Source organism: Paenibacillus lutimineralis, assembly GCF_003991425.1.
Taxonomy (GTDB): domain Bacteria; phylum Bacillota; class Bacilli; order Paenibacillales; family Paenibacillaceae; genus Fontibacillus; species Fontibacillus lutimineralis.
Window position 1 is genome coordinate 3,648,180 of sequence record NZ_CP034346.1, and the last position, 25,113, is coordinate 3,673,292.

Here is a 25,113-nt window from a genome sequence, read left to right on the forward strand (position 1 = left end):
CTCATTATCCGCTGCTTCGTAAGCTGATTTTTACTTGTTCTAGGATAATCGGCGTACCGGCAAACACGGTATCATCCCCCAGTTCAAGTATCAAAGAATCGGTGGTGACCTCATATATTTGTCCTTCCTGCAAAAGACCGTTAATATACAAATTCGTGTAATTCCTAGGGTCCGGACCAAGAAACTGAGTTGCATTGTTTCCATCATCATCATGGAATTGCTCTACGGGTATGGCAACAGAAGATTGCAGATCTGAGTCAGGAAAATAGAAATAGCGGAAGGGCAATACGATGACGCTTAGATTACTATCACCCGATGGTCCAGGAGGTCCTTGTGGTCCCACAGGTCCAGGAGGTCCCGACTGACCTTGATTCCCTTGAGAACCGGTGAATCCCCGCAATCCTTGGATTCCTGCTGGTCCGGGTGGACCCTGTTCCCCCGGTGGACCTTGAATCCCTTTTGGCCCCATAGGTCCGGGCATCCCTGGCGAACCTTGCGGTCCTTGAGGGCCTTGAAGTCCTTCTAGTCCTTGTAGTCCCTGTTTACCTTCTGGACCTCGTGAACCTGGCATACTTACGCCAGGGGGATCGTTCAATCTTATGTGGCTATCCGGGGGCAGATGCGGCGGTTTATTAGGTGGTGGAGCACAATGTGGAAGTTGGACTACTCCCCCATGAGGTGTCGTCCAACGTCGTCTATTCCTCTTGAAGTGATGCATTTTATTGAAATGTCTCTTTCTTTTGCGCCATTTAGCTAATTTCACATGATGCCTCATCTTCCCCAGTCTGAATGCATATGAATGTCTGCTCTGCTTTGCTCTTCGTCTGTTAAGACTGCGTAAAAGCATCAATCCACCTCCTCAATCCATGATTCTTGACTATGTTATCTTATGTTGAAACCGTGGCGAAGAAATGGACAGATTACCTAAATTCGGGCAGAAGTTTGAAAATAATCCATTTGTAGAAACGCCGTCGCCATTCTATAAAAAAATCATTATATATTATGAATCGAGAATCTCTCGATCTAGTCATATATTTATAAGGAGTGAGAATCTATGGCCGTTATTAAACCGGTATTTACAGCTACTGCAAGTGCACCCGTTGCCAGCGGCGGTGCAGTAACAACGACGTTGAACCCTGATACAACCCGATACTTTGCCACACTGACCGCAGGCATGCTAGGAGCTACAAATACTACAATTCCAGCTGGAAGCTTCGTAGACGACTCGGATACTGCTATCACTGCACTGCCAGCACTAACCGCTAATGACTATTTCAACGTCTATATTAACGGAGTTCTTCAGCAGCAATCACTATCCACACTGGCAACGGATAGTCTTGTATTGGGCGCGACGACTCCGGATCTTTCCGCCGGTACACCAATCCAACTGGAGATCGTCAGCTTCGCCAACGTATCATCGACCCTGTCAACACCACCCAATATTTCCGCACCAGTCATTACGATTACTTCCTGAACCAATCGCATGTACCAAATTGGAGGCTACTCATATATTGAGTAGCCTCCAATACTGCCTTACGTATTAAATGTTATTTATTGCTCGATTGTGTTGCTTTTTTCTTCGTCTTCTTCCAATCCTCAAGCGAGGAGCCAGTATCCACCTGCAGTAATCCGCTTTTGGACATGCCGATTTGCTGGGAAGAATATATTCCCGTGTGCCCCGAGAACACATAGCTTACGATACACGCAATGAACATATAGATCGCCCCTTCGGAACCGAAAAATTTCAATCCCCATAATGAAGCAGGCTATGGGTGTACTCGTTGCACCAGAGAAGACAGCGATAAAACCAAGCGCAGCCAGGAATGGGCCGTATATATGCAGTAGACCTGCCAGGGAATGCCCAAGGGTCGAACCAATAACGAATAAAGGCGTAACCTCTCCTCCCTGAAATCCGGAGCCAAGCGTAATTGAAGTGAATAGAAGCTTCCATAAGAAAGCGAATGGAGAAACTCCTTCCGTCAACGAAGAGGTGATCAGAGGTATACCCAACCCCAAATAATCACGGCTGCCGACGATATACACAAGCGCAATGATTATTACACCACCAATGGCGGATTTCAATATTGGATTCTTAAACAGCCTAGAGAAAGTTTTCTTAAGAAAATGAGTAAGTTCGCTGAAGCAGAGACTCGCCAAACCGAAAATGACTGAAGCCAGCAGTACTTTCAACAATACCACAACAGACAATGCTGGAATTAAATCAACGGAATAGCTTGTATGATGTACGCCCCATACATGTGTCGCTACTATATCTCCAATGAAGCTGGCTGCAAAGCACGGAATAAGCGCGCGATAACTCATCAAGCCAATCGCAACAACTTCAAGGCCAAAGACCGTTCCAGCAAGCGGTGTTCCGAACACCGAACCGAAGCCGCCGCTAATACCGCACATGAGTAAAATCCGACGATCCATCGCATCGATTTTAATCATTTTACCGAACCACTCTGCCAGACTTCCTCCCATCTGCACTGCTGTTCCCTCACGTCCGGCCGAGCCGCCAAATAAATGCGTAATCAGCGTTCCCAGCAGGACTAGCGGGGCCATTCTCAGTGGAATAGTCTCTCCTCCATTCTGAATACCTTCCAGAATCAAGTTATTCCCTCTTGAACTACTCCCGCCGAACTTCATATACATATAGCTGACCAGCACTCCGCCAACAGGTAGCAGGAATAACAGCCAAGGATGGGATAGACGCTGCTGCGTCACGTAATCCAGACTATCCAAGAATAAGGCCGAGGCACTCCCGGCGAGAATTCCAACAATTCCACCGAGAACAAGCCATTTCAAAAAAGAGCCCAAATAAGCAATATGCGGGAAACCATACAATAGCCGTTCCCGCTTCTCCCCATTTTGTTCGTTCATCACATAATTCCTCTTCTCTAACCTATTGTTACTACTGCCGCGTGAAAGGCTATATGATCTGTTTCTCCAATCATTGAAAAAAAACAGACTCCTACCAGGATATCCATACCTGGTAGGAGTCATTAGCCTTCACGGCGGTTATGGCGAACTCCATCGCCTATATTATTCAAATCACTATGTGAAATTATATTACATTAGCAGAGCTGCGTCAATTCAATTTCGATCCAGGATGCCAATGCAATGCCAAGCCACTTAAGCTTGGGCAGGCAGATGCCATGCCCCCTGCATAGAATGGAACAAAAAGCGCAGAGAAAGGTGAATGCCAATTGACCAGTTTTCGTAAAGCGTACTTATTGAAACAGCGCATCGCTAGAACCATGCTTAAGAAGCGGGGAATCCACGGGATTGGCGTCGGCTTGAAGGAACCGGGCAAGCCGGGCAAGGGTGCAGCCGTCATCGTCTATGCTACTCCCGCAGCGGCAACCGCTAGCCCCCGTAAGCGAAAAACCTCGCACTCCCGGCAGCCTTCGACGAATATTGCCAAGAAGATATCCGGCGTCCCTGTACGGGTCGTTCGTTCCAAAGGCTTCAAAAGGAATGCAGACAGCGGTAAGTTTATGAAGCGCATACGTCCGGTGATCGCCGGATACAGTATCGGCAGGGCTGATGAATCAGGCACCGCCGGACTGATTGTAAGTACTGATCCTCAGGGCTCAAATCGATATATCCTTAGTAATAACCATGTCCTCGTTGACAACAATTCGAGTCGTACTTCAGCGACGATTCAGCCCGGCGGCGCCGATGGCGGAACGCTCAAGAAGGATCTTGTCGGTTACATGAGCAAATATGTCAAGCTGCACAAGAAGAAAAATAATTATATAGATGCTGCGATCTCTCGCCCGCTCCGGAGAAGTCTAGTGAAGCCGAAATACGCCGTATATGGGAACGTTCCCGGATATATCACAAGCTACAAAGTAGGCGATAAGTTCAAGAAGGTGGGTAGAACAAGCGGGGTTGTTACAGGTACAGTGGAATCTATCCATACGGATATCCAGGTGAATTACGGCGATTATGGGAATCTGGGTACGATCAATTTCAAGAATCAGAGTATCATACGTGGGAAGGGCCCGGTCTCTTTACCTGGAGACTCTGGCTCCGTCTGGCTGACGAAGAAAGGCAACAAAGCCGCAGCGGTCAATTTCGCTGGCTCTGATAACGGCCTACTCTCCATCTCTTACCCGATCGACTGGTTCATGAAGGTGTTCGGTGCAAGGGTAGCAAGAAGCGGTAAACATGCTCTTTCCTTACCGAACCGTGGCAAACAGAAACGCTATGTATATACACATCCATTATCCGTCAAGACTTTAAAGTCTATCTCCTGCCGTACATGCAAGTCACATCACAAGTCGAAATGACCTCATGGATAAACAAACGTTGACCAGAGATTGAGAACTTCAGATAAACAGTGAACAGGACCTAACTATCCGTCAGGTCCTGTTCAGAGATATAATAAGATGATGTGGTTATTCCATGAAATCCTTCAGGCGTTTGCTGCGGCTTGGATGTCTTAGCTTGCGCAGTGCCTTGGCTTCAATCTGACGAATCCGTTCCCGTGTAACACCGAATTCCTTGCCCACTTCCTCCAGCGTACGGGAGCGACCATCGTCCATCCCGAAGCGCAGTCGAAGCACATTCTCCTCACGCTCTGTAAGTGTATCCAGCACTTCTTCGAGCTGCTCACGCAGAAGTTCGAAGGCGGCTGCATCCGCTGGTGCCAGCGCTTCATGATCCTCAATGAAATCGCCCAGATTGGAGTCATTCTCCTCACCGATTGGCGTCTCGAGAGAGACCGGCTCTTGGGCAATCTTCATAATCTCGCGGACCTTCTCCGGTGAAATCTCCATCTCAGCAGCAATCTCTTCCGGCGTTGGTTCGCGGCCAATTTCCTGAAGCAATTGTCTCGATACGCGGATCAGCTTATTAATCGTCTCAACCATATGCACCGGGATACGGATCGTCCGGGCTTGGTCTGCAATCGCTCTCGTGATAGCCTGACGTATCCACCATGTTGCATACGTACTGAATTTAAATCCTTTGGAATAATCAAATTTCTCTACCGCCTTGATCAGGCCCATGTTGCCTTCCTGGATCAAATCGAGAAATACCATACCCCGGCCGACATAGCGTCGTGCGATACTTACAACAAGACGCAGATTCGCTTCCGCCAAACGGCGTTTCGCTTCTTCATCACCTTGTTCTACCCTTTGTGCCAGCTCAATTTCTTCTTCAGCCGACAACAGAGGAACGCGTCCAATTTCTTTAAGATACATTCTGACCGGATCATCGATTTTAACCCCAGGAGGTAACGATAGGTCATCTGTCAAGTATGATTCAGTATGTTTTAAATCCTCTGCCATCAGTCAGACCCCCACCCTAAAAATAAAAAACAAATAACTCCCGCTTTCAATATTTCTACCAGCAGTGTGCCTATTTGACAATTTAGTGCGTTTATGCTAATATAAATTTAAATATTGCATTGAAACGCCTGTGTTTTGGCTATCCGTCATTTTAACATAGTTTTTTAATAATTACAAGTCTAATTCACAAACAGATACGCAGATCCTTACGGATCTGCGTTTTTATGTTTCTCGGGCTAATATTCTTCTCTTGAGACTATGAGCACATCCCGCATTGCAGAACTGCGAAGCAGATGCATAAATAGTGCTTCACTAGTTAGCAAGTGGAGCTTCTTCGGCTTCGCTTGCCCGATAATAATCTGTGATGCGCCCAATTCCTCCGCCCTAGCCAGCAACGCCGCTGTTGTCTCCTTATGCCGCCTCATCTGTAGCAACTCAAACTGGCCGCCTAATTGCTGAGTTAAGTTTCTGATCTTCACCAGCTCTGGAGAATCATTTCTTATATTATTATTCCCCACATAGACCACATGCCATTCTGCTTTAAGTCGATAAGCCAGCCGGAAGCCGCGACGGATGATTCGTTCAGCTCCTGCGCTATGAGTAATACATACAAAGATGAACTCTTTCTTACGCCACGGTCCCCGCATAGATGTTCTTCTCTCCCATGACTCCAAGCGTTCATCCACGTCGTCGGCCAGTTCACGAAGTGCCAATTCTCTTAGTGCAATCAAATTCCCCATCTTGAAGAAGGAGTTTAGCGATTGCTCCACCTTCGCCGGGGCGTAAATCTTCCCTTCACGCAGCCGCTGCTGTAGCATCTGCGGAGTTACATCAATCAGCTCAACCTCATCCGCCATTTGTAGAAGCGCATCGGGAACCCGCTCCCGAACCCGGATTCCGGTCAGACGTTCCACTGCATCATTTAAACTCTCAAGATGCTGCACATTGACCGTCGTAATAACGGAAATACCTGCTTCGAGAATTAGCTGTATATCCTCATATCGCTTCTTGAACCTGCTTCCTGGAACATTGGAGTGTGCCAATTCATCGATCAGAACAACCTCTGGATTACGATGCAAGATCGCTTCTGTATCCATCTCTTCCAATTCAGTCTGCCGATACTGCCATTTTCTCCGCGGAATCAACTCCAGCGTTCCGACCTGCTCCTGTGTTTCCTGTCTGCCGTGAGTCTCAAGCATTCCAAGGATAATGTCAATTCCTTTTGCCTTAAGATGATTACCTTCCCGCAGCATGGTATAGGTTTTACCCACGCCTGGAGCGGCCCCGATATATACCTTCAGCGAACCCTTATGAAGATTCTTTGTCTGCTGGTTGGCTTCCTCCCAGCTTGCCCGGCGAAACGAAGCGCCCATATCATGATTGAGCTTGGCAGGACGCATGGCCATGATCCGCTCGCCCTCGCTCTCGGCGCGATCAGCCATCAGGAATAAATCCGTACTTCGCAGCTTGCGCAGCAAGCCTTTAATAACCGAGCCTTTTCTTAATTCCTGCCATATGCTCATTTTGGAGTGGCCCATTACGATCCGTGTTATTTTACGCTCCAACGACAGTTCGGCAAGCTGGCCTGCCAGTCTCCTTCGTCCTTGTAAAGGTAGCTCGATGAACTCGGCATCGATCTTATCGCATAGTTGCTGAATCGAGCTCTTGAAGGCCCTCTGCTCTGGCGTCAGCTTCACGCCCGGCTTCATATATACGACGACAATAAGCTCCCCATTCAACCGCTTGGCGATCTGCTGCCCACGTCTGATATAGATTGAGCCGTTCCAATGATATTGGACGGACACTAGAATTCGCTCCGCGGTTCCCGAAGGACCGACAAGCCCTTCTGACATGCGATGCTTATCCAGCATATCGTTTACCCCATTGGCCATCAACCTAAGAGACAGCTCTCGAAGTACAGCTACATTGTCCCTACGGCAAATAGCTGGATGAACCTTATGACCGAGTAATCCGTCTTCAACCCGCTTCAGCAAAGTCTCAGGTGATACATCGATTAATCTGACCTCATCGGCCATATCCAAGGTTTCCGGCGGTACGGTATTCTCTGCGCGAATTCCTGTATAATGCCTGGCAATGATGTCTGCGCCGGACAATTCGTATACATTGATTGTCGTAATAACACTGATCCCTTGTTCCAGCAGAAATGAGATATCCTCGAGACGAGTTGCGAAGCGCGCCCCTTCCCGATTGCGGTGAGCCAGATTGTCAACGAGCACTACTTCCGGATTGCGCAGCAAGATTTGATCCAGAGGAAGATCCTTCTTCTCTACTCCCTCCTTCATCCAGTGAATACTCGGCATTCGTTCGATTCCGTGCAGCTGCTCCACCGTCTCTTGGCGCTGGGAAGTTGTGACCGCACAAGCAATCACATCGATTCCCTGCGATTTCAGAAGCTGTCCCTCGCGCAGCATATGATAAGTTTTGCCCGCGCCGCTAGTTGCGCCAATCAGAACCTTAAGTTTGCCACGCCGCATCCGTTCCATATATTGCAATATTTCTTCAGGCGTCTTCCTTCGATAGGTCATTGACATTTTCACCCCCCGCCCATTATTCCGCCAGAACAAGTTAACCAGATTGGATCAAACTAAGAGTTACCTCTTGCGATTTGCTCCTGCAGCTCCATATTAAGCCGCAGCACATTTATTCTTGGTTGACCGAAGAGACCCAGATCCCGTCCGCTCGTTGCATCCTGTACCAACAATTCCAATATATCCACCGAAATACCTGTCAGCTTGCTGATTCGCGGAATCTGTGATTCCGCCGCTTGCGGCGTAATATGAGGGTCAAGTCCAGAGCCCGAATTCGTAATTAAATCGATGGGAAGCTTGCTTAACGGCATATCTAGATTGTCCTTCTTCCATGCTTCTAGCGACGACTCCATCCGCTGCATTAGCTTCGGGTTGGAAGACGCGTAATTGCTAGAGCCTGAGCCTGCTCCATTGTAATCGATACTGGATATTCGTCCATGGAACAGCTTCGGATCCGTGAAGGACTGACCGATCAACTCGGAACCAATGACATCCCCCTGGCTATCCTTAACTAAACTTCCGTTCGCCTGCCATGGGAATAGTATCTGTGCCAGACCTGTACTTGCCAAAGGATAAATAATACCGCAGAGAACGATAAAAATGATACTGAAGCGGAGAGCAGCCCATAACGCCGAGCCTGAAGCAGACAACCACGATTGCTTACCTGATTTAATAACAGCCATCTTTGATTACTTCCTTTCTGAGCGCCTGATTTAGACCCATAAATGTACGAACAAATCAATCAGTTTAATTCCGATGAACGGGGCAACAACACCACCCAAACCAAAGATTAGCAAATTTCTGCTTAGCAGACGCTGCGAGCTCATTGGCCGATACTTGACTCCACGCATAGCAATTGGGATCAAGAGCGGAATAATCACCGCATTGAAGATTAAGGCGGACAGGATGGCCGAGAGCGGCGAACCAAGCTTCATAATGTTAAGTGCACCCATCTCCGGGATTGCCAGCATGAACATCGCTGGTATAATTGCAAAATATTTGGCGATATCATTAGCAATACTAAACGTAGTTAACGCTCCGCGAGTCATCAAGAGCTGCTTGCCAATCCCTACGACCTCGATCAGCTTGGAGGGATCTGAATCGAGATCCACCATATTCGCCGCTTCCTTGGCGGATACCGTCCCGCTGTTCATCGCCAGGCCTACATCCGCTTGGGCTAATGCGGGAGCATCATTCGTCCCGTCACCCGTCATCGCAACTAGCTTCCCTTGTGCCTGCTCACGACGAATGACATCGATCTTATCCTCTGGCTTGCACTCAGCGATGTAATCATCCACTCCAGCTTCTCTTGCAATCGTAGCAGCAGTCAGTGGATTATCACCCGTGCACATAATCGTTCGAATCCCCATTTTCCGTAACTGCTCGAATCGTTCTTTCATGCCTGGTTTAACCGTGTCCTTGAGATGAATAATGCCATAGATCATTTCATCAACCGCAACCGCCAACGGCGTTCCACCCGCAGTAGCCACTTGATTAGTAATTGCCTCCAGGTCAGCCGGAATATGTCCGCCTTGGCTGCTGACCCATTTTATAATCGCATCAACAGCCCCCTTGCGTACTCTTCTGCCATCCTGCAGGTCGACGCCGCTCATACGCGTCTCGGCTTTGAACTCAATGCTCTCCCCGGCAGCGGCCAGGGATTCGTCATATTCGAGCCCTTGTCTGCGAAGCAATTCAAGCACCGAGCGACCTTCTGGCGTCTCGTCAAATCTTGAAGATACCGCAGCCCAACGGGCAAGTTCGTCTTCAGCCCTACCATCAACGGGGAGAAATTCAGCTGCCATTCGGTTCCCAAATGTAATCGTACCCGTCTTATCGAGGATCATTGTATTCACATCTCCGGCAGCTTCTACGGCCTTACCGGACATCGCCAGAACATTGTATTGAGTTACCCGGTCCATTCCGGCAATTCCGATCGCGGACAGCAGCCCCCCGATCGTCGTCGGAATTAGGCAGACAAGCAGCGATACTAGCACGGTGATCTCCAGATGAATATTCAAATAATCGGCAATCGGCTTTAAGGTAATGACCACAATCAGGAAAATAACCGTTAATACGGTAAGCAAAGTTCCTAAAGCAATCTCATTCGGTGTCTTCTGACGTTCGGCACCTTCAACTAATGAAATCATTCGGTCGATAAATGACTGTCCAGGATCACTCGTAATACGAACAACAATCCTATCACTAACCACCAGAGTTCCGCCTGTAACTGAACTGAAGTCGCCACCAGCTTCTTTTATAACTGGAGCCGATTCACCCGTAATCGCAGATTCATCAACCGAAGCCAGCCCCTCGATAATTTCACCGTCTGCCGGGATCATCTCCCCTTGCGATACAACAACAACATCGCCTTTGCACAGCTCAGAGGAAGGTACGCTTCTCGTACTACCGCCTATTAGTTTGTTAGCCATAACTTGCTGCTTCGTCTTCTTCAAGCTGTCCGCCTGGGCCTTCCCTCTTCCTTCCGCAAGAGCTTCAGCAAAATTCGCGAACCATATCGTAATTAACAGGATCAAGAAGATGGCCACGTTGACTCCCGTATTGTGATCTTTACCAAGCAATCCAGGGAACAAAATTTGTAGGAGTACGAGGAAAGCTCCGACTTCTACGACGAACATGACCGGATTCTTGATCATCCATATCGGATTCAGCTTCTTGAAGCTGTCCAGTACGGCTCCTTGCATCATTTTTCCGGATAACATCGATTTATGCCTAGTGCTCATGTTTAGCACACCTCTTTGATTTATTTTAGCGTCAAATATTCAGCAACAGGACCTGCGGCAAGAACCGGCAGAAAAGTAAGAGCTCCGATAAGCAATACCGTCCCTACGAGAATTCCAGCGAATAATTTATTGTCTGTCCGCAGCGTGCCGATGGTCTCCATGACGGGTTCTTTCTGCATTAAGGATCCTGCAGCAGCTAACAAGGCAATCATAGAAACATAACGGCCCAGGAGCATGACCAATCCGGTCATGATATTCCAGAACGCTGTATTATCCGCGAGACCCTCGAAGCCGGAGCCGTTATTTGCTGCAGAGGATGCATATTCATACAGTATTTGCGACAGTCCATGATACCCTGGATTCGTAACTGCGCCATACCCTAAGCCAGTCATAGCACTGATTGCCGTCGGTGCAAGCACAATTAAGGGATGAACAAGAATCGCAATAGCGATCAGCTTCATCTCCCTAGCTTCAATCTTCTTGCTGAGGAATTCAGGCGTTCTGCCGACCATTAATCCACAAATAAATACACCGAGTATGGCGTACATCACCATGTTCATAAGTCCGACGCCCTTCCCACCGAAGACAACGTTCAACATCATCTGGGATAGAGCTGCCAAGCCGCCGAGCGGAGTAAGCGAATCATGCATATTGTTGACGCTCCCCGTAGTCGCGGCGGTGGTAATCGCCGTAAAAAGTGCCGAGCCCGTAACCCCGAAACGAACCTCTTTGCCCTCCATATTTCCTTGCGTGACGTCTATCCCAAGCGTATGAAAGAGCGGGTTCCCGGCCTTCTCGCTGAAATAGACCAAAGACAGAAATGCAAGGAACAAGACCATCATCGCTGAGAAAATAACCCAACCCTGCTTCTTATTGCGCGCGAATAAACCGAATGTATAAGGTAATGACGCGCTGATCACCCACATTGACCACATCTCAATTGCATTCGTCAACCCGCTTGGGTTCTCGAACGGATGGGATGAATTGGCTCCAAAGAATCCACCACCGTTCGTGCCCAAATGCTTAATGGATTCCAGCGAGGCCACCGGTCCAAGCGAGATTCGCTGTACAGTCCCTTCCAGCGTGTTCACTGCCGTGGTAGGCTGCAAGGTCTGCGGAACCTGGAGCGCGACCAGTAGCAGCGTCACGATCAGAGAAGCAGGCAGAAGAATACGGACAATCGCCTTCACAAAATCCTCAAAGAAATTCCCCAGCAGTTGGCCTCTTCCTGTAATTCCGCGGATAAAAGCGATAGCGGCGCATAACCCCGTAGCGGCTGATGTGAACATCATCATTGTGATTACAGCCATTTGCGAGAAATAGCTAAGCCCTGTCTCCCCGCTATAATGCTGCAGATTCGTGTTGGTCATGAAGCTGATTACCGTATTGAATGCCAGTGTCGGCTCCATGCTGCCGCTTCCTTCGGGATTCCATGGGAACCACTGCTGCAGACTGAGAAGTAGAAAACTGATTGTCATCAATACCACATTCGTTGCCAGCAGACTGATCACATATTTCTTCCAATCCATCCCTTCGCGCCGCCTATAGCCGGCTATGTTGAAAATAAACCGCTCCATTGCTCCGAAGATGCGATCACTTCGATTCGGTACATTTGAGAAAACATGATATATATAAGTTCCAACCGGCTTCACCAGCAACAATATGACGCCAATCACAATGAACATTTGTAAATAATCCATAACACACTCACCCCATCTGGAATCCTACTTAATGATTTTTTAGCTCTAGCTTATTGCTCAAGCTTTGCTGCAAGCAGAAATCCAACCTCTCCGCTTACGGAATGAATGACATAAGAAGCTCCTAACCCTTTGTAAATCATGCGCGGATTTCTATTCGGAGTGATAATGAAAATCTGATCACGCGTCCATCTCCGACAGATTTGCAAATAGCGACAGGTTAATGTCATGCTCATTTCAAAAATATAACAGCGTCCGATCGGAAACGGCGGGACGATCCAGCTCTGCTCGTCATCCGTCTTGATGCGCAGTACATGTCTTACGCCCAGTTTATGAAGGACTTCTTCCTCCTTCTTGTTGTTCACCAGGACCGCAAAATTACGCTTCGCCGCGATCAGCAGCAAAATAAACTTCAGTCCAACCGGATTCGGTGCTGCTACTAGAACAAACTCTTCCTCCACTTGAGAACACCCTCCTCGAATTTGCAGAGGACAACACAAAAGAAGCCGCAGGAAAGATAGTAACCTTCCCCGCGGCTTAATGAGTGGTCTTAGACCCACTACCCGACCTTTGGTGGTTGCCTCTTCCTAGACGCTTACGAGGTTAGCTGACGGATTCGGGCGCGGAAGTCGCCCTACCTTGGAGAATACGTTTATCCTCCAAGCGATTCACCCCATGGAACTAAGGTTTAGAAGCCCGCAGATCGGGCATCACTCAGTACCGTTGGTTCCCCCGCTGCTGTCATATTCACGACAGCATTCAGCGAATTTTAATTGATGTTGCATTGTATTTTAGTTCATTTTTCAAATTAGAGCGCAAAAAACCACAGAGGCAAACGGTCCTCTGTGGCCGAATTCGTTGCGGCTCGCAGTCACCTTTCCTCTCTCATACCCACGCTGACGAAGTTAGCTGACGGATTCGGGCGGTGAGAGTCGCCCTACCTGAGAAGAGTCCATGGTCTCTTCCTCAGGATTCACCCCTGTCCGAATGGCCTGTGTTGGCTCTCACACCAGCCCTGGCCATTCAGACGATGAGCAAGCTGCGTTGATCATCACACAGCAAGCTCTTGTTGGTTCCCCCGTTCTCTGGAACATCCCAGAGATTAAGCGATCGGAATTGCTTAATATTGATTATGGATTGAATCATACCGCTGCAAGGTTTGACTGTAAAGCCAACTTCCCGGCAAAAAAGGCGATTAATTTAAAGGAATACGAAAATATACCGCTTACATTGATGCAACACTCTCTAATTTTCGCTATAGCTCATTTCTACTCTTGATTTTAAATTCTTTTATAAGGCTCCCACAGATTATAGTAACCGACCTCTTGACTCTCCCCTTTACTGGAACGTTATACTCGGTAAGCAAGTGCAAGCCTATTTAAATTACCTGCAGGGATGTGTAGCCATGTTCAAAATCAGTGAATTCTCAAAAATCAGCCAAGTATCCGTCAAGACGCTTCGTTACTACGATCAGTTGAATCTACTCAAGCCGGACTTCACGGACAAACATACGGGTTATCGGTATTATTCAGCGGATCAAATGCTCCAATTGAATCGGATTTTGGCATATAAAGAGCTTGGCTTCTCATTGGATCAAATCCGTCAAATGCTAGACGAGCAAATTCCGATCGAACAAATCAGAGGCATGTTCCGGGTGAAGCAGAATGAGATTCTGTCTATTCTGGACAGAGAACAAGCCCGGCTTGCTCGGATCAAAGATCGGCTCAGCTTCATTGAGAATGAAGGCACAAACTTGACCAGACACGATGTTATTTTAAAAGAAGTCGAGCCTCAGCTCGTGATGTCTTACCGTCAGAGAGCTTCGCTAAGCCAGATTCCCGAACTGTTCAGGCAGCTTGATTCCCAGCTTTCCAGTTCCGCTCCGTCTTCTTTAACGCAGATGGTACTCTGGCACGGCTGTGATGAATGTGATGACGATATTGATATTGAAGTCGCACGCGTGCTCCCGCAGGAACTGACGAGTCGTCCTCCATTTATCGTAAAGCAGCTTCCCCAAGTTCTGCTAATGGCTACGCTTGTACATCATTGCCGCACAACAGCACCTTGCACAGCCAGTACGGAATTGGCTCTATGGATCGAACGTAATGGATACCGGATGATAGAAAATGAGCCTCGGCGAGAGATCTGTCTTCCTCATGACAAATCAATCGACCCGGAAGCCTATATAGCTGAAGTTCAAATTGCCGTCGTTAAAGCTTGAAATCGAAAGAAGCTTATCAGAAAGGGGTTCATATGACAAAGTATCATAAACGTTTGGTTTTGAATTTATTTGTACTTACCTTCGTATTGGGAACGAGTGAATTTGTTATTGTCGGACTGTTGAGCGAAGTAGCTGCGGGGCTCCATATCGGGATTTCAACCGCAGGAAGCTTAGTATCGGTCTTTGCGATCACTTTTGCGATCGGTACGCCAATCCTGACGGCCGTGTTCAGCAGGTTTGCTAAATACCCGCTTATGTTATCCTTGATTACCATCTTTATTGCCGGAAATATAATGACAGCACTTGCCGACTCTTACGAGCTTCTCCTAGTGTCCAGAATGATCACTGCGCTTGTAACCGGGGTGCTGATCGCCCTTGCCATGTCAGTGGCCAGCGAGAGCGTACCGTTGGAGAAGAGAGGATCCGCTGTCGCTATCATTTTTGCCGGATTTACCATCGCAAGCGTCGTTGGGGTGCCCCTTGGCACTTTAATCGGACAACAATACGGCTGGCATATGGTCTTTTGGTTCACCGCTTTATTAGGCGTCATATCATTGATCGCAAGCTCTGCAACGATTCCCAAAGCACTCCAAGGAAATCGTAGTTCATTGCAAAAACAACTCGGTCTATTTGCTAATTCTCGCATTATCATTGCGTTTTTTATTCCGGCTTGCAGCATCGCAGCTACTTATACTGTATACACCTACCTGACCCCGATTTTACAGGATGTAATGGCTGTTCCTACACCATATATTAGTCTGGTATTTTTGCTCTACGGCGTGGTATCCATTTTCAGCACGTTCATCGGCGGTAAGTTGGCGGCAAACAATGGCATCAGTAAGCTGCGGTTCGTATTTCTGGCACAGGCCATCATTCTTGCTTCACTCTATCTGTCTTCCCGTTCGCTCGTGGCAGGTTTAATCAGCATTTCTTTGATAGCTTTGCTGGTATACACGATGAATTCCACCATGCAGCTGTATTTCATCGATCTGGCCGATAGGCACTCACCAACTGCCAGAGATTTGGCTTCGTCGTTAACGCCTGTGTCCGTCAATGTAGGCATCGCCCTCGGTTCGACCCTCGGCGGCTTCGTTACCACAAGCAGTCGATTGATCGATGTGTCTTGGACCGGCGGACTAGTGGCGATTGCCGCAGCCGTTTTGGCCGGGATTAGCTACCGCCTGGATCATAATAGCTCACAGTTATGCAATGATCCAGCAGGTGCAAAATGTTAAAACTACAGCTGATAACCTAAAAAATTTTACTCATGTCTCTCCTTCGTTATAATAGAGTTAGTTCATTATTCTGCCAAAGGAGCGATATTCGTGAAACTAACGTATCTCGGACATTCATGCGTATATTTAGATACTGGCGATTACCGTCTGATCATTGACCCATTCTTGACCGGAAATCCTAAAGCAGCTGCTGTGGCTGAAGATATCGATGTCGATTATATCCTGCTTACCCATGGGCACTCGGACCATATTGGGGATGCTGAGGCGATAGCCAGAAGAACTGGAGCCACCATCGTAGCTATCGTTGAACTGGCTGACTTCTTTGAGCAGAGAGGGCTTAAGGCGACAGGAATGAATCTGGGAGGTTCGTACAACTTCCCGTTTGGCAAGCTGACCTTCACTCCGGCTCTCCACAGTTCTTCCGTTGAAGTGAACGGAACGAATGTCTACCTGGGGGTTGCCGCAGGCATTGTACTTAACATCAACGGTTTCACCGTATATCATTGCGGCGATACCGCATTGTTCAGCGATATGAAGCTAATCGGAAGCAAGCATAAGATCGATCTCGCTTTCATCCCAATCGGCGATTTCTTCACAATGGGACCGGAAGATGCCCTGCTCGCTGCCGAATGGATCGGTGCCAAGCATGTGGTCCCCGTTCACTACGATACATTTGGCATCATCAAGCAGGACGGAACACAATTCGCCCACCAATTGCAAAAGCTTGGCATATCCGGCCATGCCCTGCTGCCAGGCGAAAGCCTCGATAAAACGCAGTTGGAGCGTTAATTGGCCTATCTCGTCTCACTAACCGACCGCTCAAAGCGGGCAAAATAAAAAAGCTGCCTATAAGCAGCTTTTTTATTTCTAACGAAACTACAGACCGTTATTTTCTCGAAAAAAAACCGGTAAATTATATCTAACGAAACAGCATATCGTTATTTGGGCGAAATGCTGCCTAAAAGGGTTGATTTGGGTTCAATAGCGATACCCCGTTTCGTTAAAAATCTCAGCGACCTAAATTGAAGCAAATAACGATACCACGTTTCGTTAGGATTCCCAAAATAGCGGAATCACGCGTTTCGTTAGCGCTCCCTTGGACAGACACAGGTACTTGCTAGTCCAAAAGTTCCTTTCCTTTCGTCTCGGTACCAAGCCATAGAACGGCAATCGCGCCGATCAGAACGGTGACAAAGAACAGCCAGAAGATCGAGCTGATCGGTACTTCTCGGGCTACGAGCCAGCCAACCAGGAACGGAGCGATCACCCCGCCAACTCGGCCGAAGGAAGCAGCGAAGCCAACACCTGTCGACCGAACCTTCGTCGGATACAGCTCCGGCGTATAGGCATACATACCTCCCCACGCCCCCAAGTTAAAGAAGGATAAGCAAATTCCCGAGGCAATCAGCATCCCTTCCGTCGTAGCGCTACCGAACCAGGCTGCGCTTGCAGCAGTAAGTACCAGATACAAGACTAATACAAACTTCCTACCGAACTTCTCTATGAAGTAAGCAGCTGTGAAATAACCCGGCAATTGAGCCAGTGTCATAATTAACACATATTCAAAGCTCTTGACGAGACTGAAGCCCTTCAGAACCATGACCGAAGGCAGCCACAGGAACATCCCATAATATGAGAAGACTACAGTAAACCATAGGATCCAGAGCATGATCGTCGAGCGTCGATGAGGAGCTGACCATACAGATTGCAGCTTCTCTCTTACTGAAAATCTCTGTCTCATTGTATTAGATTGCGCGACAAACCGCGGCGGGTCCTCAATGGACCGACGTAAATATAGGGCGTACAAGACCGGTACACCACTAATGACAAAAGCCGTCCGCCATCCGTAATCCGGGATAACATAATAAGCGATCAGCGCTGACAGAATCCAGCCGATGGCCCAGAAGCTCTCAAGCAGAACTACTGCCCGCCCCCGATCCTTGGCTGGAACAGATTCCGATACCAAAGTTGATGCTACAGGCAACTCACCGCCAAGTCCAAAGCCTGCGATAAAGCGAAGCACGCACAGCATGGCAAATCCAGTGGCAGCGGCGGACAAACCGCTCGCCACAGCAAAGATGACCAGCGTCCAGAGCAGAACTGCTTTACGGCCGAATTTGTCGGCCATCAGGCCAGCCAGAGCGGCACCGAACACCATTCCGATCGAGTTAATACTTGTAAACAAGCCTGTTTGCTGCGGGGTCAGTCCCCAGTCCACCGCCAAAGCAGCGGCGATAAATGATATAATCCCGACATCCATCGCGTCGAACATCCAACTGAAGCCGGCGCTAAATAACAGCTTCCTCGTCTTCGGCTTCGCCGCCATATTCGTTACACTCATTGTGCCACCCCATTCTCCACTCATATCTCTATTTTATTTTTATATTTCTACATGCGGTTATGCCGTCATGCTGCGGTCGTGCTTGATCATATTCCGGTTTCTGAACCAGAAGATGACGGTAAGGGCAACCAGAAAAATAATATAACTGAATATTAACTTACGAAGATCTGTGTCCGGAAATACGACCGATGCGCTTAATATTCCATACAGCCATATCCCGGACAGATTACCGACCATATTTGACCATGTATACGATGATAGCTTCATATTAGATATAGCCGACATGAACGAGATCAAATTGTTAGGCATAATCGGCAGGGTACGCAGAAATATTACTGCCCATACACCATACCGTTCCAGGCCTCTTTGCCATTTCTCATATTTTTGTAGCTTATGCAGCCATTTGCGGTTGAACCAGTCAGCGAATAAATAGCCGCATAGTAAATATACGATCATCCCAGCTGCCGTTCCGGCGATCCAGCTGGCGATAAGTCCATCTGCGATCCCCAATACGGAGATATGCAGCATGACAATAGTCGCAAACGGGAATATGCCAATCGTTCCTTGTAGAAGCGCCAGCGGAATCGTAATGATCAGTATAGAAAAACCGCCCAGCTGTGTGGCATCAATCAGCCAACTCGTCCATTGTTCTATCCATTCACTCAAGCGATTTCTTCTCCATTCTCACTCCTCGGGCCAAGAAGCGTAATAATATCACTCTACGGTGAGAATTCTCTTATAGCCCTAGTGTTCAATTCTTCTTCCTAAAATAACAAGATCGCGCTCAATCCCATCCAGATTAGCAACACGCGGCAGGCAAGCCCACTGCTCGAACCCAAACTTCCCTAACAGGGAGAGACTCGGCGTGTTATGAGCAAATACAAAACCAAGCAGCGTATTAACCGCAATTTGCGGACAGAAATCGATCGCCCGCTTAAGCAGCAAACTGCCTAGGCCCTTACCACGACATTCTGCTGAAATATAGATACTGATCTCCGCTGTCGCCAGATAAGCTGGTCGACCATAGAAAGATTGGAGGCTAAGCCATGCGACGATTCTTCTCCCATCCTTGAGCACCCATAGCGGTCTAAAGTCTGGGCCATGCTCTTCAAACCATGATAGACGGCTAGCTACAGTGATCGGCTCCAAATCAGCCGTGACCATCCGTCCAGCAATCGTCTCATTATATATTTCTACAATACGGTCCAGATCTTCAAGGACTGCATCTTCAATTACATATTGTTCATGCATCTGAGTACCTCTCCTAGTTCTGCAAGTCTGGCTGTAATCAACCTTGTACCGTCTTCTTGAACTGTTTAATGATGCCGAAGTGCATCCCTTCATGGTACAGACTGAAGCTTAGCAAGGATCCGATGCGATCCATCGTGAAGCCTGAGCTAGTCGTGAAAGGCTGTATCGTAGGTTCATTTAAGCGCCCAGTCAATAATCTTCTGATCTCTAACGGCTGCTCGCCTGCGATTCGACACACCTCCGCGAAATCAGGTCCTTGACCCGTCCATTCCAGCGGCGATGTACCGTTAGCGAACCATTTCGGATATTGTTCCGGAAGTCCCGAGGGAAGTCCTGCCAGGAGAAAGGCAAAGCGGTCCTGTACGAAGGCAATATGCCCCAGATTCCACAGAATATGATTGCGGAACCCTTCAGGGATCGTCCGCACTTCTTCCTCTGTTAACCCCTGTACCATTTTTAGAGTTTGGCTTCTTATAAATTCAATCTGATCAAAAATGACTTCATTCGAACTCATGCTCATTACCTCCATCGATGTCTTCACATCTCTAATTTAATCTGAACGTAGTGCTCAACCAATGGAAAGGGGTCATAGTAATGGTGCAGTAATTCCTTCCACTCTTCGTATTGAGGAGATTGTCTGAACCCAACCTCATGATCGGTAATCGAACGCCACTTAACGAGTAAAATGTACTTATTTTCGGTCTCTACGCATTTATGTAGCTCATGTCCCAAATATCCACGCATTTGAGAAATGATCTTCGATGCCTGCCGGAAGCTGCTCTCAAAGTCATTAATCGTGCCCGGTTTCACCTGCAGATGGGCTACTTCAAGTATCATTGTTACCATCCCCTCCGTTTTCCTGATTATAGCATGGCATCCTGGCATAATGAATCGGATTTTTCCAATTGCCCTATTATAAGAAAACCTCTAACCCGTTCAATCAAGAACAGCTACTTCACTTATTAATTCCTATATCTAGAAAGGGAAAAGGACCCGCAGACCCGCTTCAATAGCGGAACTGAAGGTCCTTATAACATATATACTTTTCCCTTGCACAGGTCTACGGATTGCCCTATCCTCTAGGAGCTGAGTACGACCCGATCATCGCTCAGCTTATGACCGCTAATCTGTTCGAACTCTCCAAGCAGGCCCTCGATCGTCAGTTGCTGCTTCTCCTGCTCGTGAATATCGAGGATGATGCGGCCCCCATCCATCATAATTAGCCGATTGCCAAGGCGAATCGCCTGTTCCATGTTGTGCGTGACCATCAGGGTGGTGAGCTTCAGCTCGCTGACGATATTCTGCGTGAGCTGGGTTACCAGCTCTGCCCGTGCTGGGTCCAATGCCGCGGTATGCTCGTCAAGCAGCAGGATCTGCGGCTCAGTAAATGTAGCCATGAGCAGACTGAGCGCCTGACGTTCACCACCGGACAGCGTTCCTACCTTGGCGCGCAGTCGATTCTCTAGACCGATGCCAAGCTTACGAAGCTGCTCTTTGAACAGTTCTCTTCGCCCGGAGTTAATCCCAATCGATAGCCCACGACGCTTGCCGCGCGAGTATGCCATCGCCAGATTCTCCTCGATTGTCATATGCGGAGCAGTCCCGGCCATCGGGTCCTGGAAGACGCGGCCGACCCAACGGCTGCGCTTATGTTCGGACAAATCCGTAATGTCATTGCCGTCAATATGAACCGTACCGGAATCCGGCTTTAGCGTACCCGAGATCATGTTCATCAACGTTGATTTGCCGGCGCCGTTACTGCCGATCACGGTCACGAAATCCCCTGGCTTCAGCTGCAGATTCACGTTAATTAGCGCGATCTTCTCATCGACGGAACCTGGATGGAATAGTTTGGATAATTGTGTAATCTGCAGCATTATAGTCCACCTCCCAAACTTCTCTGCTCAGCGTCGGAGACAAGTTCCAACGAGCGCTTACGCGCGAGTGCCTTCTGCTTCCATGATCTGCGTACCGTCGGTAGAACCAAGGCGATGATGACGATCAATGCCGTGATCACCTTCAGATCGGTCTGCTCCAGCCACTCGATCCGCAGCGCTAGAGCGACAACCAGACGATAGACAATGGAGCCAAGCACGACGGCCAGCGTGGCAAAGAACACACTACGAGCTCCGAATATCGCTTCTCCGATAATTACGGAGGCCAGCCCGATAACAATCATTCCGATTCCGGCGGAGATATCAGCAAATTGCGACTGCTGGGCAATTAACGCACCAGACAATGCAACAAGTCCATTCGATAAGCTAAGTCCCAAAATAATCGTATTGTCGGTATTCGCGCCAAAGCTTCTAATCATCCTCTGATTATCTCCTGTCGCCCGTAGCGCGAGCCCAAGTTCAGTACGGAAGAACAGATCGAGCAGAAGCTTAATAGCGATGACTACAAAAGGCATCAGCAATAGCGGTGATATAGAGCTGAATATCGTCTTCTCACCGAGTAGTCCGACATTCGGCTTCCCCATAATTCGCATGTTAATGGAATATAATGCGATCATCATCAGAATTCCGGATAAGAGGCCATTTATACGACCTTTGGTATGAATAAGCCCTGTAATCATACCGGCTAACAGTCCGCCGCCCAAGGCGCAGATTGTGGACACCCAGGGGGATACACCATTCGTAATCATTATGGCTGCTATGGCTCCGCCGGTTGTAAAGCTTCCGTCCACCGTTAAGTCTGGAAAGTCCAGGATACGAAAGGTGATGTAAACGCCAAGCGCCATCAATGCATATAGCAATCCGGATTCTAGGGCTCCGAGTAATGAGTTCATCATGGTGATACTACCTCCTAATTATGGAACACCTATTCGAGAATATTGGTCTCCTTATCCTTAACCTGCTCCTTCATTGCATCCGTAACGGTGATCCCTTGTTCTGCCGCAGCTTTCAGATTAAGAATGAGATCGAGCTTCTCTGGCACTGTAACCTTCAAATCACCGATCTTCTTGCCCTCCTTGAGAACTTGCAGCGCCATTTGACCTGCTTGATAGCCATGATCATAGTATTTGAAGCCTACCGTAGCAAATGCACCTTTCTCAACGGAATCACGGTCGCTAGAAAAGAATGGGATATCATTGTCATTAGCCACTTGAATAACCGTGCTAACTGCCTCCACCACTGTGTTATCGAGCGTAATATAGATTGCGTCGGCTCGACCTACTAAGGATTCCGCAGCCTGCTTCACTTCCGAGGTGTTCGTAACTGAAGCTTTTACGATCTTAATTCCGTGCTTCTCCAGTGCCTTTTCTGCCAAATTAGTCATGACTACAGCATTTGGCTCGCCTTGGTTGAGCACGACGCCCACGGTCTTCACATCAGGGAAATTACCGGCGATAAAGTCCATCAACTGAGAAATAGCCTCGGGGTTCGTATCAGAAGCGCCTGATACATTGCCGCCCGGCTTCTCCAGATTGTCTATCAATTTAGCATCGAGCGGATCCGTAACCGCTGCGAACATGACTGGCGAATTCTTCACCTGACTAGCCAGCGCCTGTGCTGGAAGTGTAGCGATGCCTAGAACCAGGTCATATTTCTCACCAGCTATTTTCTGAGCAATCGTCATATTGTTATTTGGGTCACCTTGCGCATTATTGTAATCCAGCTTCAGGTTATCTCCTTCTACAATCCCCGCGTCCTTCAGAGCTGCCAGAAAGCCTTCACGAGTCGCATCCAGCGACGGATGCTCCACGATTTGTGAGATGGCAATCTTGTACTGCTTCCCAGAGCCCGAGCTTCCACAGCCAACTACAGTTACCAGCATGATCGAGATGACTAATAATAGACCTAATTTCTTCCTCATTTTCAAAAGACCCCCTCAATTAATTTACCACATTAATGATTCACTTGGTCGATGCGAAATCCGGTTAACGCTTCTATCCATAAAAGTGTCAAAGCGCAAAAATGTGATCTTTCCCACGTTTCCGGAAGATTATATTATTCTCATATTAAATGGCGGTCAATTTCTAGTCAATCCAAAATCTACTATTTGGTTAAATTTGGATCATTGGGGCATAGAAAATAAGAGACTGGCCAGAATTCTGACCTGCCTCTTGTCTACTCCTTCTTATTAGCTCCTCTCTATTTTCTGATATTTCTTACATTTATCGCTTCCGCTCCAAATAAATATGCTTCGCCTTTATCATCTCACCTGAAATTTGCAGCAAGCCGAAAGAATACTTTGGTTCACGCCGTTTGTCTGTAGGGGAACCGGGATTAAACAGAAGCAGCCCATTCTCCCTCTTTAATAAGGGCTTATGAGAATGGCCGAACAAAATGGCCTTAACCTCCTGCCCCTGGAAGATCTTCATCGCCTTCTCCCGTGCATTTCCGCGGCCTTCAGGCAGAAATCCGTGGGTAAGTCCAACCTTATGTGAACCAAGCTGGATGATCTTGTGATAACCAAACCGCTGGATAATCTCTTCAGGATCATTATTGCCGGCCACCCCTTCAACCGGAGCAAGTGCAGACAACTGCCTGTAGACCTCCATATTGGTCCAGTCCCCTAAATGGATAATCAGATCAACATTGCGGAATTGAGAGACCAGCGCAGGCGGCAGTACTGAGGCTCTTTTCGGCATATGAGTATCCGATACAACTCCGATCTTCATCATTAGCGCAGAGGAGAAGCCGCCATACGAATATACGTATGCCTGCGGCCTCGTATTGCGATGGACAGAGCCATAATATTGTCCGGAATCGCAATTCCGGTGTATCCTGCATCACCGATATGAAACACATCGGCTCCCGCCCTTTTGGCACTTAATGCAATCGCCTTGACTGTCTCTGTATCGGCACCCTCCTGACTCGTACCGATCGCGGCCAGAGCTAGTGCTCCCTTCTCCTTCACCTCAGTGATGATCGCAGCAAGTTCCTCCTCGCGCAGTCCAGGGACTGTGCCCGGGGCAGGCAGAAGAATAATATCTGCTCCTGCCTCCGTAAAGGCAAGTGCCGCTTCCCGATCAATCACTTTGCCACGTGTTCCTGCACCATGCATTTTCCCAGCGATAATCAGTCCGCCAAAATGCTCATTCGCAAGGCGGATCGCCTGTGCAATCTGCTCATTGGTAACCCCTGTCTTCGGATTGCCTGTCAGGCATACGAAGTCGGCCCCTAATTCCTTGGCTTTTACTAGACTTGAGGCTGTCGCTCTGCGTCCCTCAGGCAATGGATTCAGTTGTTCGAGCGCTTCCGCAGAATCATCCACAGGCTCCAGATTAATCCCGATCGGCAGCCCTGTTAACCGCTTCGCTTCGGCGATCGGATTCTGGATCTGCTGCTCCTCACCGGTAGGGTGGAACACATCAAGCGGGGCCAGTCCGCGGACTACAGGGTTAAATACATCGAACACATTGAGCAGAATCATATCTGCGCCGAACGCTTTGGCCAGCTCAGCATTACTGATCTCTGGCAGCATTGGTTGAGAGACGGACACCGTCTCCGCGATGACCGTTCTCCCCTCGGCAGCGAGTATCGCGCCCTTCAATTGTTCTCGCCCCATACTTTGGAAGTCAGATGCGCGGCAATCTAAAATTCTCTTCATCGGCTCACCTCATTTTGAGTTATGACCAACATCCAAGCCTATTGCTTCAGTTCGTTCTACCTACGCTATATAACACTATAAACCATCCTACCATGAAGTATAACACCTCCAGTTAATTAATTCCCGACGTTCAGAAAAACTACTCCCTAGTCATCAACCCTGTAGTATAATGTTAAAATGCTGAAAAAATTAGGTTTCCGGTCCAGTAACGGTGCCTAT

Annotated in this window: 21 protein-coding genes, 2 pseudogenes and 3 riboswitches; of the genes and pseudogenes, 5 read left to right on the top strand and 18 right to left on the bottom strand. The window is 48.2% G+C overall.

Annotated elements, in window-relative coordinates:
- Positions 1-4 precede the first annotated feature (4 nt).
- Positions 5-847 carry a DUF4183 domain-containing protein gene (locus tag EI981_RS16085; RefSeq protein WP_227011461.1) on the bottom strand — a complete coding sequence of 281 codons (843 nt, stop codon included), beginning with the start codon at positions 845-847 and terminating at the stop codon, positions 5-7.
- Between the two features lie 207 nt (positions 848-1,054).
- On the opposite strand from EI981_RS16085, the gene EI981_RS16090 reads away from it, so the two are divergent.
- Complete coding sequence (locus EI981_RS16090; RefSeq protein ID WP_126999811.1) at positions 1,055-1,474, top strand: DUF4183 domain-containing protein; 420 nt, start codon at positions 1,055-1,057, stop codon at positions 1,472-1,474.
- A 73-nt stretch (positions 1,475-1,547) separates the two neighbouring features.
- Here EI981_RS16090 and EI981_RS16095 read toward each other — a convergent pair.
- Positions 1,548-2,883: pseudogene (locus EI981_RS16095) on the bottom strand (voltage-gated chloride channel family protein).
- 106 nt (positions 2,884-2,989) lie between these two features.
- A riboswitch (Fluoride riboswitch) is annotated at positions 2,990-3,050 on the bottom strand.
- A gap of 159 nt (positions 3,051-3,209) precedes the next feature.
- Here EI981_RS16095 and EI981_RS16100 point away from each other — a divergent pair.
- Entirely contained in the window at positions 3,210-4,298 is a 1,089-nt protein-coding gene (locus EI981_RS16100) for a chymotrypsin family serine protease (RefSeq protein WP_126999813.1), read from the top strand.
- A 108-nt stretch (positions 4,299-4,406) separates the two neighbouring features.
- Here the strand turns inward: EI981_RS16100 and rpoD are convergent.
- The 6 genes and pseudogenes from rpoD to EI981_RS16130 form a co-directional block, all read right to left on the bottom strand.
- Positions 4,407-5,264: pseudogene (rpoD, locus tag EI981_RS16105) on the bottom strand (RNA polymerase sigma factor RpoD); the annotation flags it as partial.
- 272 nt (positions 5,265-5,536) lie between these two features.
- On the bottom strand, positions 5,537-7,846 hold the full coding sequence (locus EI981_RS16110) for a histidine kinase (RefSeq protein WP_127004755.1): 2,310 nt from the start codon (positions 7,844-7,846) through the stop codon (positions 5,537-5,539).
- A gap of 59 nt (positions 7,847-7,905) precedes the next feature.
- A complete protein-coding gene (gene kdpC, locus EI981_RS16115; RefSeq protein WP_126999815.1) occupies positions 7,906-8,532 on the bottom strand; it encodes a potassium-transporting ATPase subunit KdpC in 627 nt (208 codons plus the stop codon).
- 30 nt (positions 8,533-8,562) lie between these two features.
- Positions 8,563-10,593 (bottom strand): potassium-transporting ATPase subunit KdpB, encoded by a 2,031-nt coding sequence (gene kdpB, locus EI981_RS16120; protein WP_126999817.1) that lies wholly within the window; start codon positions 10,591-10,593, stop codon positions 8,563-8,565.
- A gap of 20 nt (positions 10,594-10,613) precedes the next feature.
- Positions 10,614-12,293, bottom strand: coding sequence for a potassium-transporting ATPase subunit KdpA (kdpA, locus tag EI981_RS16125; RefSeq protein ID WP_126999819.1), 1,680 nt, complete (start codon positions 12,291-12,293; stop codon positions 10,614-10,616).
- Between the two features lie 50 nt (positions 12,294-12,343).
- Positions 12,344-12,751 carry a hypothetical protein gene (locus tag EI981_RS16130; protein WP_126999821.1) on the bottom strand — a complete coding sequence of 136 codons (408 nt, stop codon included), beginning with the start codon at positions 12,749-12,751 and terminating at the stop codon, positions 12,344-12,346.
- 116 nt (positions 12,752-12,867) lie between these two features.
- A riboswitch (cyclic di-AMP (ydaO/yuaA leader) is annotated at positions 12,868-13,065 on the bottom strand.
- 104 nt (positions 13,066-13,169) lie between these two features.
- A riboswitch (cyclic di-AMP (ydaO/yuaA leader) is annotated at positions 13,170-13,409 on the bottom strand.
- A gap of 286 nt (positions 13,410-13,695) precedes the next feature.
- Between EI981_RS16130 and EI981_RS16135 the strand changes: the two genes are divergently transcribed.
- The 3 genes from EI981_RS16135 (at position 13,696) to EI981_RS16145 (ending at position 16,535) form a co-directional block, all read left to right on the top strand.
- The gene (locus EI981_RS16135; protein ID WP_126999823.1) at positions 13,696-14,511 is read left to right on the top strand and encodes a MerR family transcriptional regulator; all 816 of its coding nucleotides are present in this window, start codon (positions 13,696-13,698) and stop codon (positions 14,509-14,511) included.
- Between the two features lie 32 nt (positions 14,512-14,543).
- The gene (locus EI981_RS16140) at positions 14,544-15,746 is read left to right on the top strand and encodes an MFS transporter (RefSeq protein WP_126999825.1); all 1,203 of its coding nucleotides are present in this window, start codon (positions 14,544-14,546) and stop codon (positions 15,744-15,746) included.
- Positions 15,747-15,836: 90 nt separating this feature from the next.
- Positions 15,837-16,535: a metal-dependent hydrolase gene (locus EI981_RS16145; RefSeq protein ID WP_126999827.1), complete on the top strand. Its 699-nt coding sequence runs from the start codon at positions 15,837-15,839 to the stop codon at positions 16,533-16,535.
- 328 nt (positions 16,536-16,863) lie between these two features.
- On the opposite strand, the gene EI981_RS16150 is transcribed toward EI981_RS16145, so the two are convergent.
- The 10 genes from EI981_RS16150 to EI981_RS16195 form a co-directional block, all read right to left on the bottom strand.
- Positions 16,864-18,087 (bottom strand): MFS transporter, encoded by a 1,224-nt coding sequence (locus EI981_RS16150; RefSeq protein ID WP_126999829.1) that lies wholly within the window; start codon positions 18,085-18,087, stop codon positions 16,864-16,866.
- A gap of 57 nt (positions 18,088-18,144) precedes the next feature.
- Positions 18,145-18,753 (bottom strand): TVP38/TMEM64 family protein, encoded by a 609-nt coding sequence (locus tag EI981_RS16155; RefSeq protein ID WP_126999831.1) that lies wholly within the window; start codon positions 18,751-18,753, stop codon positions 18,145-18,147.
- A gap of 78 nt (positions 18,754-18,831) precedes the next feature.
- Complete coding sequence (locus EI981_RS16160; protein ID WP_126999833.1) at positions 18,832-19,338, bottom strand: GNAT family N-acetyltransferase; 507 nt, start codon at positions 19,336-19,338, stop codon at positions 18,832-18,834.
- A gap of 37 nt (positions 19,339-19,375) precedes the next feature.
- Positions 19,376-19,852, bottom strand: coding sequence for a DinB family protein (locus EI981_RS16165; RefSeq protein WP_162616197.1), 477 nt, complete (start codon positions 19,850-19,852; stop codon positions 19,376-19,378).
- Between the two features lie 23 nt (positions 19,853-19,875).
- Complete coding sequence (locus EI981_RS16170) at positions 19,876-20,175, bottom strand: antibiotic biosynthesis monooxygenase family protein (RefSeq protein ID WP_126999837.1); 300 nt, start codon at positions 20,173-20,175, stop codon at positions 19,876-19,878.
- Positions 20,176-20,417: 242 nt separating this feature from the next.
- Positions 20,418-21,215, bottom strand: a complete 798-nt coding sequence (locus EI981_RS16175; RefSeq protein WP_126999839.1) for an ABC transporter ATP-binding protein — start codon at positions 21,213-21,215, stop codon at positions 20,418-20,420.
- A complete protein-coding gene (locus tag EI981_RS16180) occupies positions 21,215-22,129 on the bottom strand; it encodes an ABC transporter permease (protein ID WP_126999841.1) in 915 nt (304 codons plus the stop codon). The genes EI981_RS16175 and EI981_RS16180 overlap by 1 nt, the downstream gene beginning before the upstream one ends.
- 29 nt (positions 22,130-22,158) lie before the next feature.
- The gene (locus EI981_RS16185) at positions 22,159-23,154 is read right to left on the bottom strand and encodes an ABC transporter substrate-binding protein (RefSeq protein WP_126999843.1); all 996 of its coding nucleotides are present in this window, start codon (positions 23,152-23,154) and stop codon (positions 22,159-22,161) included.
- A gap of 301 nt (positions 23,155-23,455) precedes the next feature.
- Positions 23,456-23,962 carry a metallophosphoesterase family protein gene (locus tag EI981_RS16190; RefSeq protein ID WP_127004757.1) on the bottom strand — a complete coding sequence of 169 codons (507 nt, stop codon included), beginning with the start codon at positions 23,960-23,962 and terminating at the stop codon, positions 23,456-23,458.
- 2 nt (positions 23,963-23,964) lie between these two features.
- Positions 23,965-24,894: a DUF7916 family protein gene (locus EI981_RS16195; protein WP_126999845.1), complete on the bottom strand. Its 930-nt coding sequence runs from the start codon at positions 24,892-24,894 to the stop codon at positions 23,965-23,967.
- Between the last annotated feature and the right edge of the window lie 219 nt (positions 24,895-25,113).

Coding starts and splice junctions, on each gene's coding strand:
- EI981_RS16085 (WP_227011461.1), bottom strand. CDS start 847: ATGCTTTTACGCAGTCTTAACAGACGAAGAGCAAAGCAGAGCAGACAT.
- EI981_RS16090 (WP_126999811.1), top strand. CDS start 1,055: ATGGCCGTTATTAAACCGGTATTTACAGCTACTGCAAGTGCACCCGTT.
- EI981_RS16110 (WP_127004755.1), bottom strand. CDS start 7,846: ATGACCTATCGAAGGAAGACGCCTGAAGAAATATTGCAATATATGGAA.
- kdpC (WP_126999815.1), bottom strand. CDS start 8,532: ATGGCTGTTATTAAATCAGGTAAGCAATCGTGGTTGTCTGCTTCAGGC.
- kdpB (WP_126999817.1), bottom strand. CDS start 10,593: ATGAGCACTAGGCATAAATCGATGTTATCCGGAAAAATGATGCAAGGA.
- kdpA (WP_126999819.1), bottom strand. CDS start 12,293: ATGGATTATTTACAAATGTTCATTGTGATTGGCGTCATATTGTTGCTG.
- EI981_RS16135 (WP_126999823.1), top strand. CDS start 13,696: ATGTTCAAAATCAGTGAATTCTCAAAAATCAGCCAAGTATCCGTCAAG.
- EI981_RS16140 (WP_126999825.1), top strand. CDS start 14,544: ATGACAAAGTATCATAAACGTTTGGTTTTGAATTTATTTGTACTTACC.
- EI981_RS16150 (WP_126999829.1), bottom strand. CDS start 18,087: ATGAGTGTAACGAATATGGCGGCGAAGCCGAAGACGAGGAAGCTGTTA.
- EI981_RS16160 (WP_126999833.1), bottom strand. CDS start 19,338: ATGCATGAACAATATGTAATTGAAGATGCAGTCCTTGAAGATCTGGAC.
- EI981_RS16165 (WP_162616197.1), bottom strand. CDS start 19,852: ATGAGTTCGAATGAAGTCATTTTTGATCAGATTGAATTTATAAGAAGC.
- EI981_RS16170 (WP_126999837.1), bottom strand. CDS start 20,175: ATGATACTTGAAGTAGCCCATCTGCAGGTGAAACCGGGCACGATTAAT.
- EI981_RS16175 (WP_126999839.1), bottom strand. CDS start 21,215: ATGCTGCAGATTACACAATTATCCAAACTATTCCATCCAGGTTCCGTC.
- EI981_RS16180 (WP_126999841.1), bottom strand. CDS start 22,129: ATGATGAACTCATTACTCGGAGCCCTAGAATCCGGATTGCTATATGCA.
- EI981_RS16185 (WP_126999843.1), bottom strand. CDS start 23,154: ATGAGGAAGAAATTAGGTCTATTATTAGTCATCTCGATCATGCTGGTA.
- EI981_RS16190 (WP_127004757.1), bottom strand. CDS start 23,962: ATGAAGATCGGAGTTGTATCGGATACTCATATGCCGAAAAGAGCCTCA.
- EI981_RS16195 (WP_126999845.1), bottom strand. CDS start 24,894: ATGAAGAGAATTTTAGATTGCCGCGCATCTGACTTCCAAAGTATGGGG.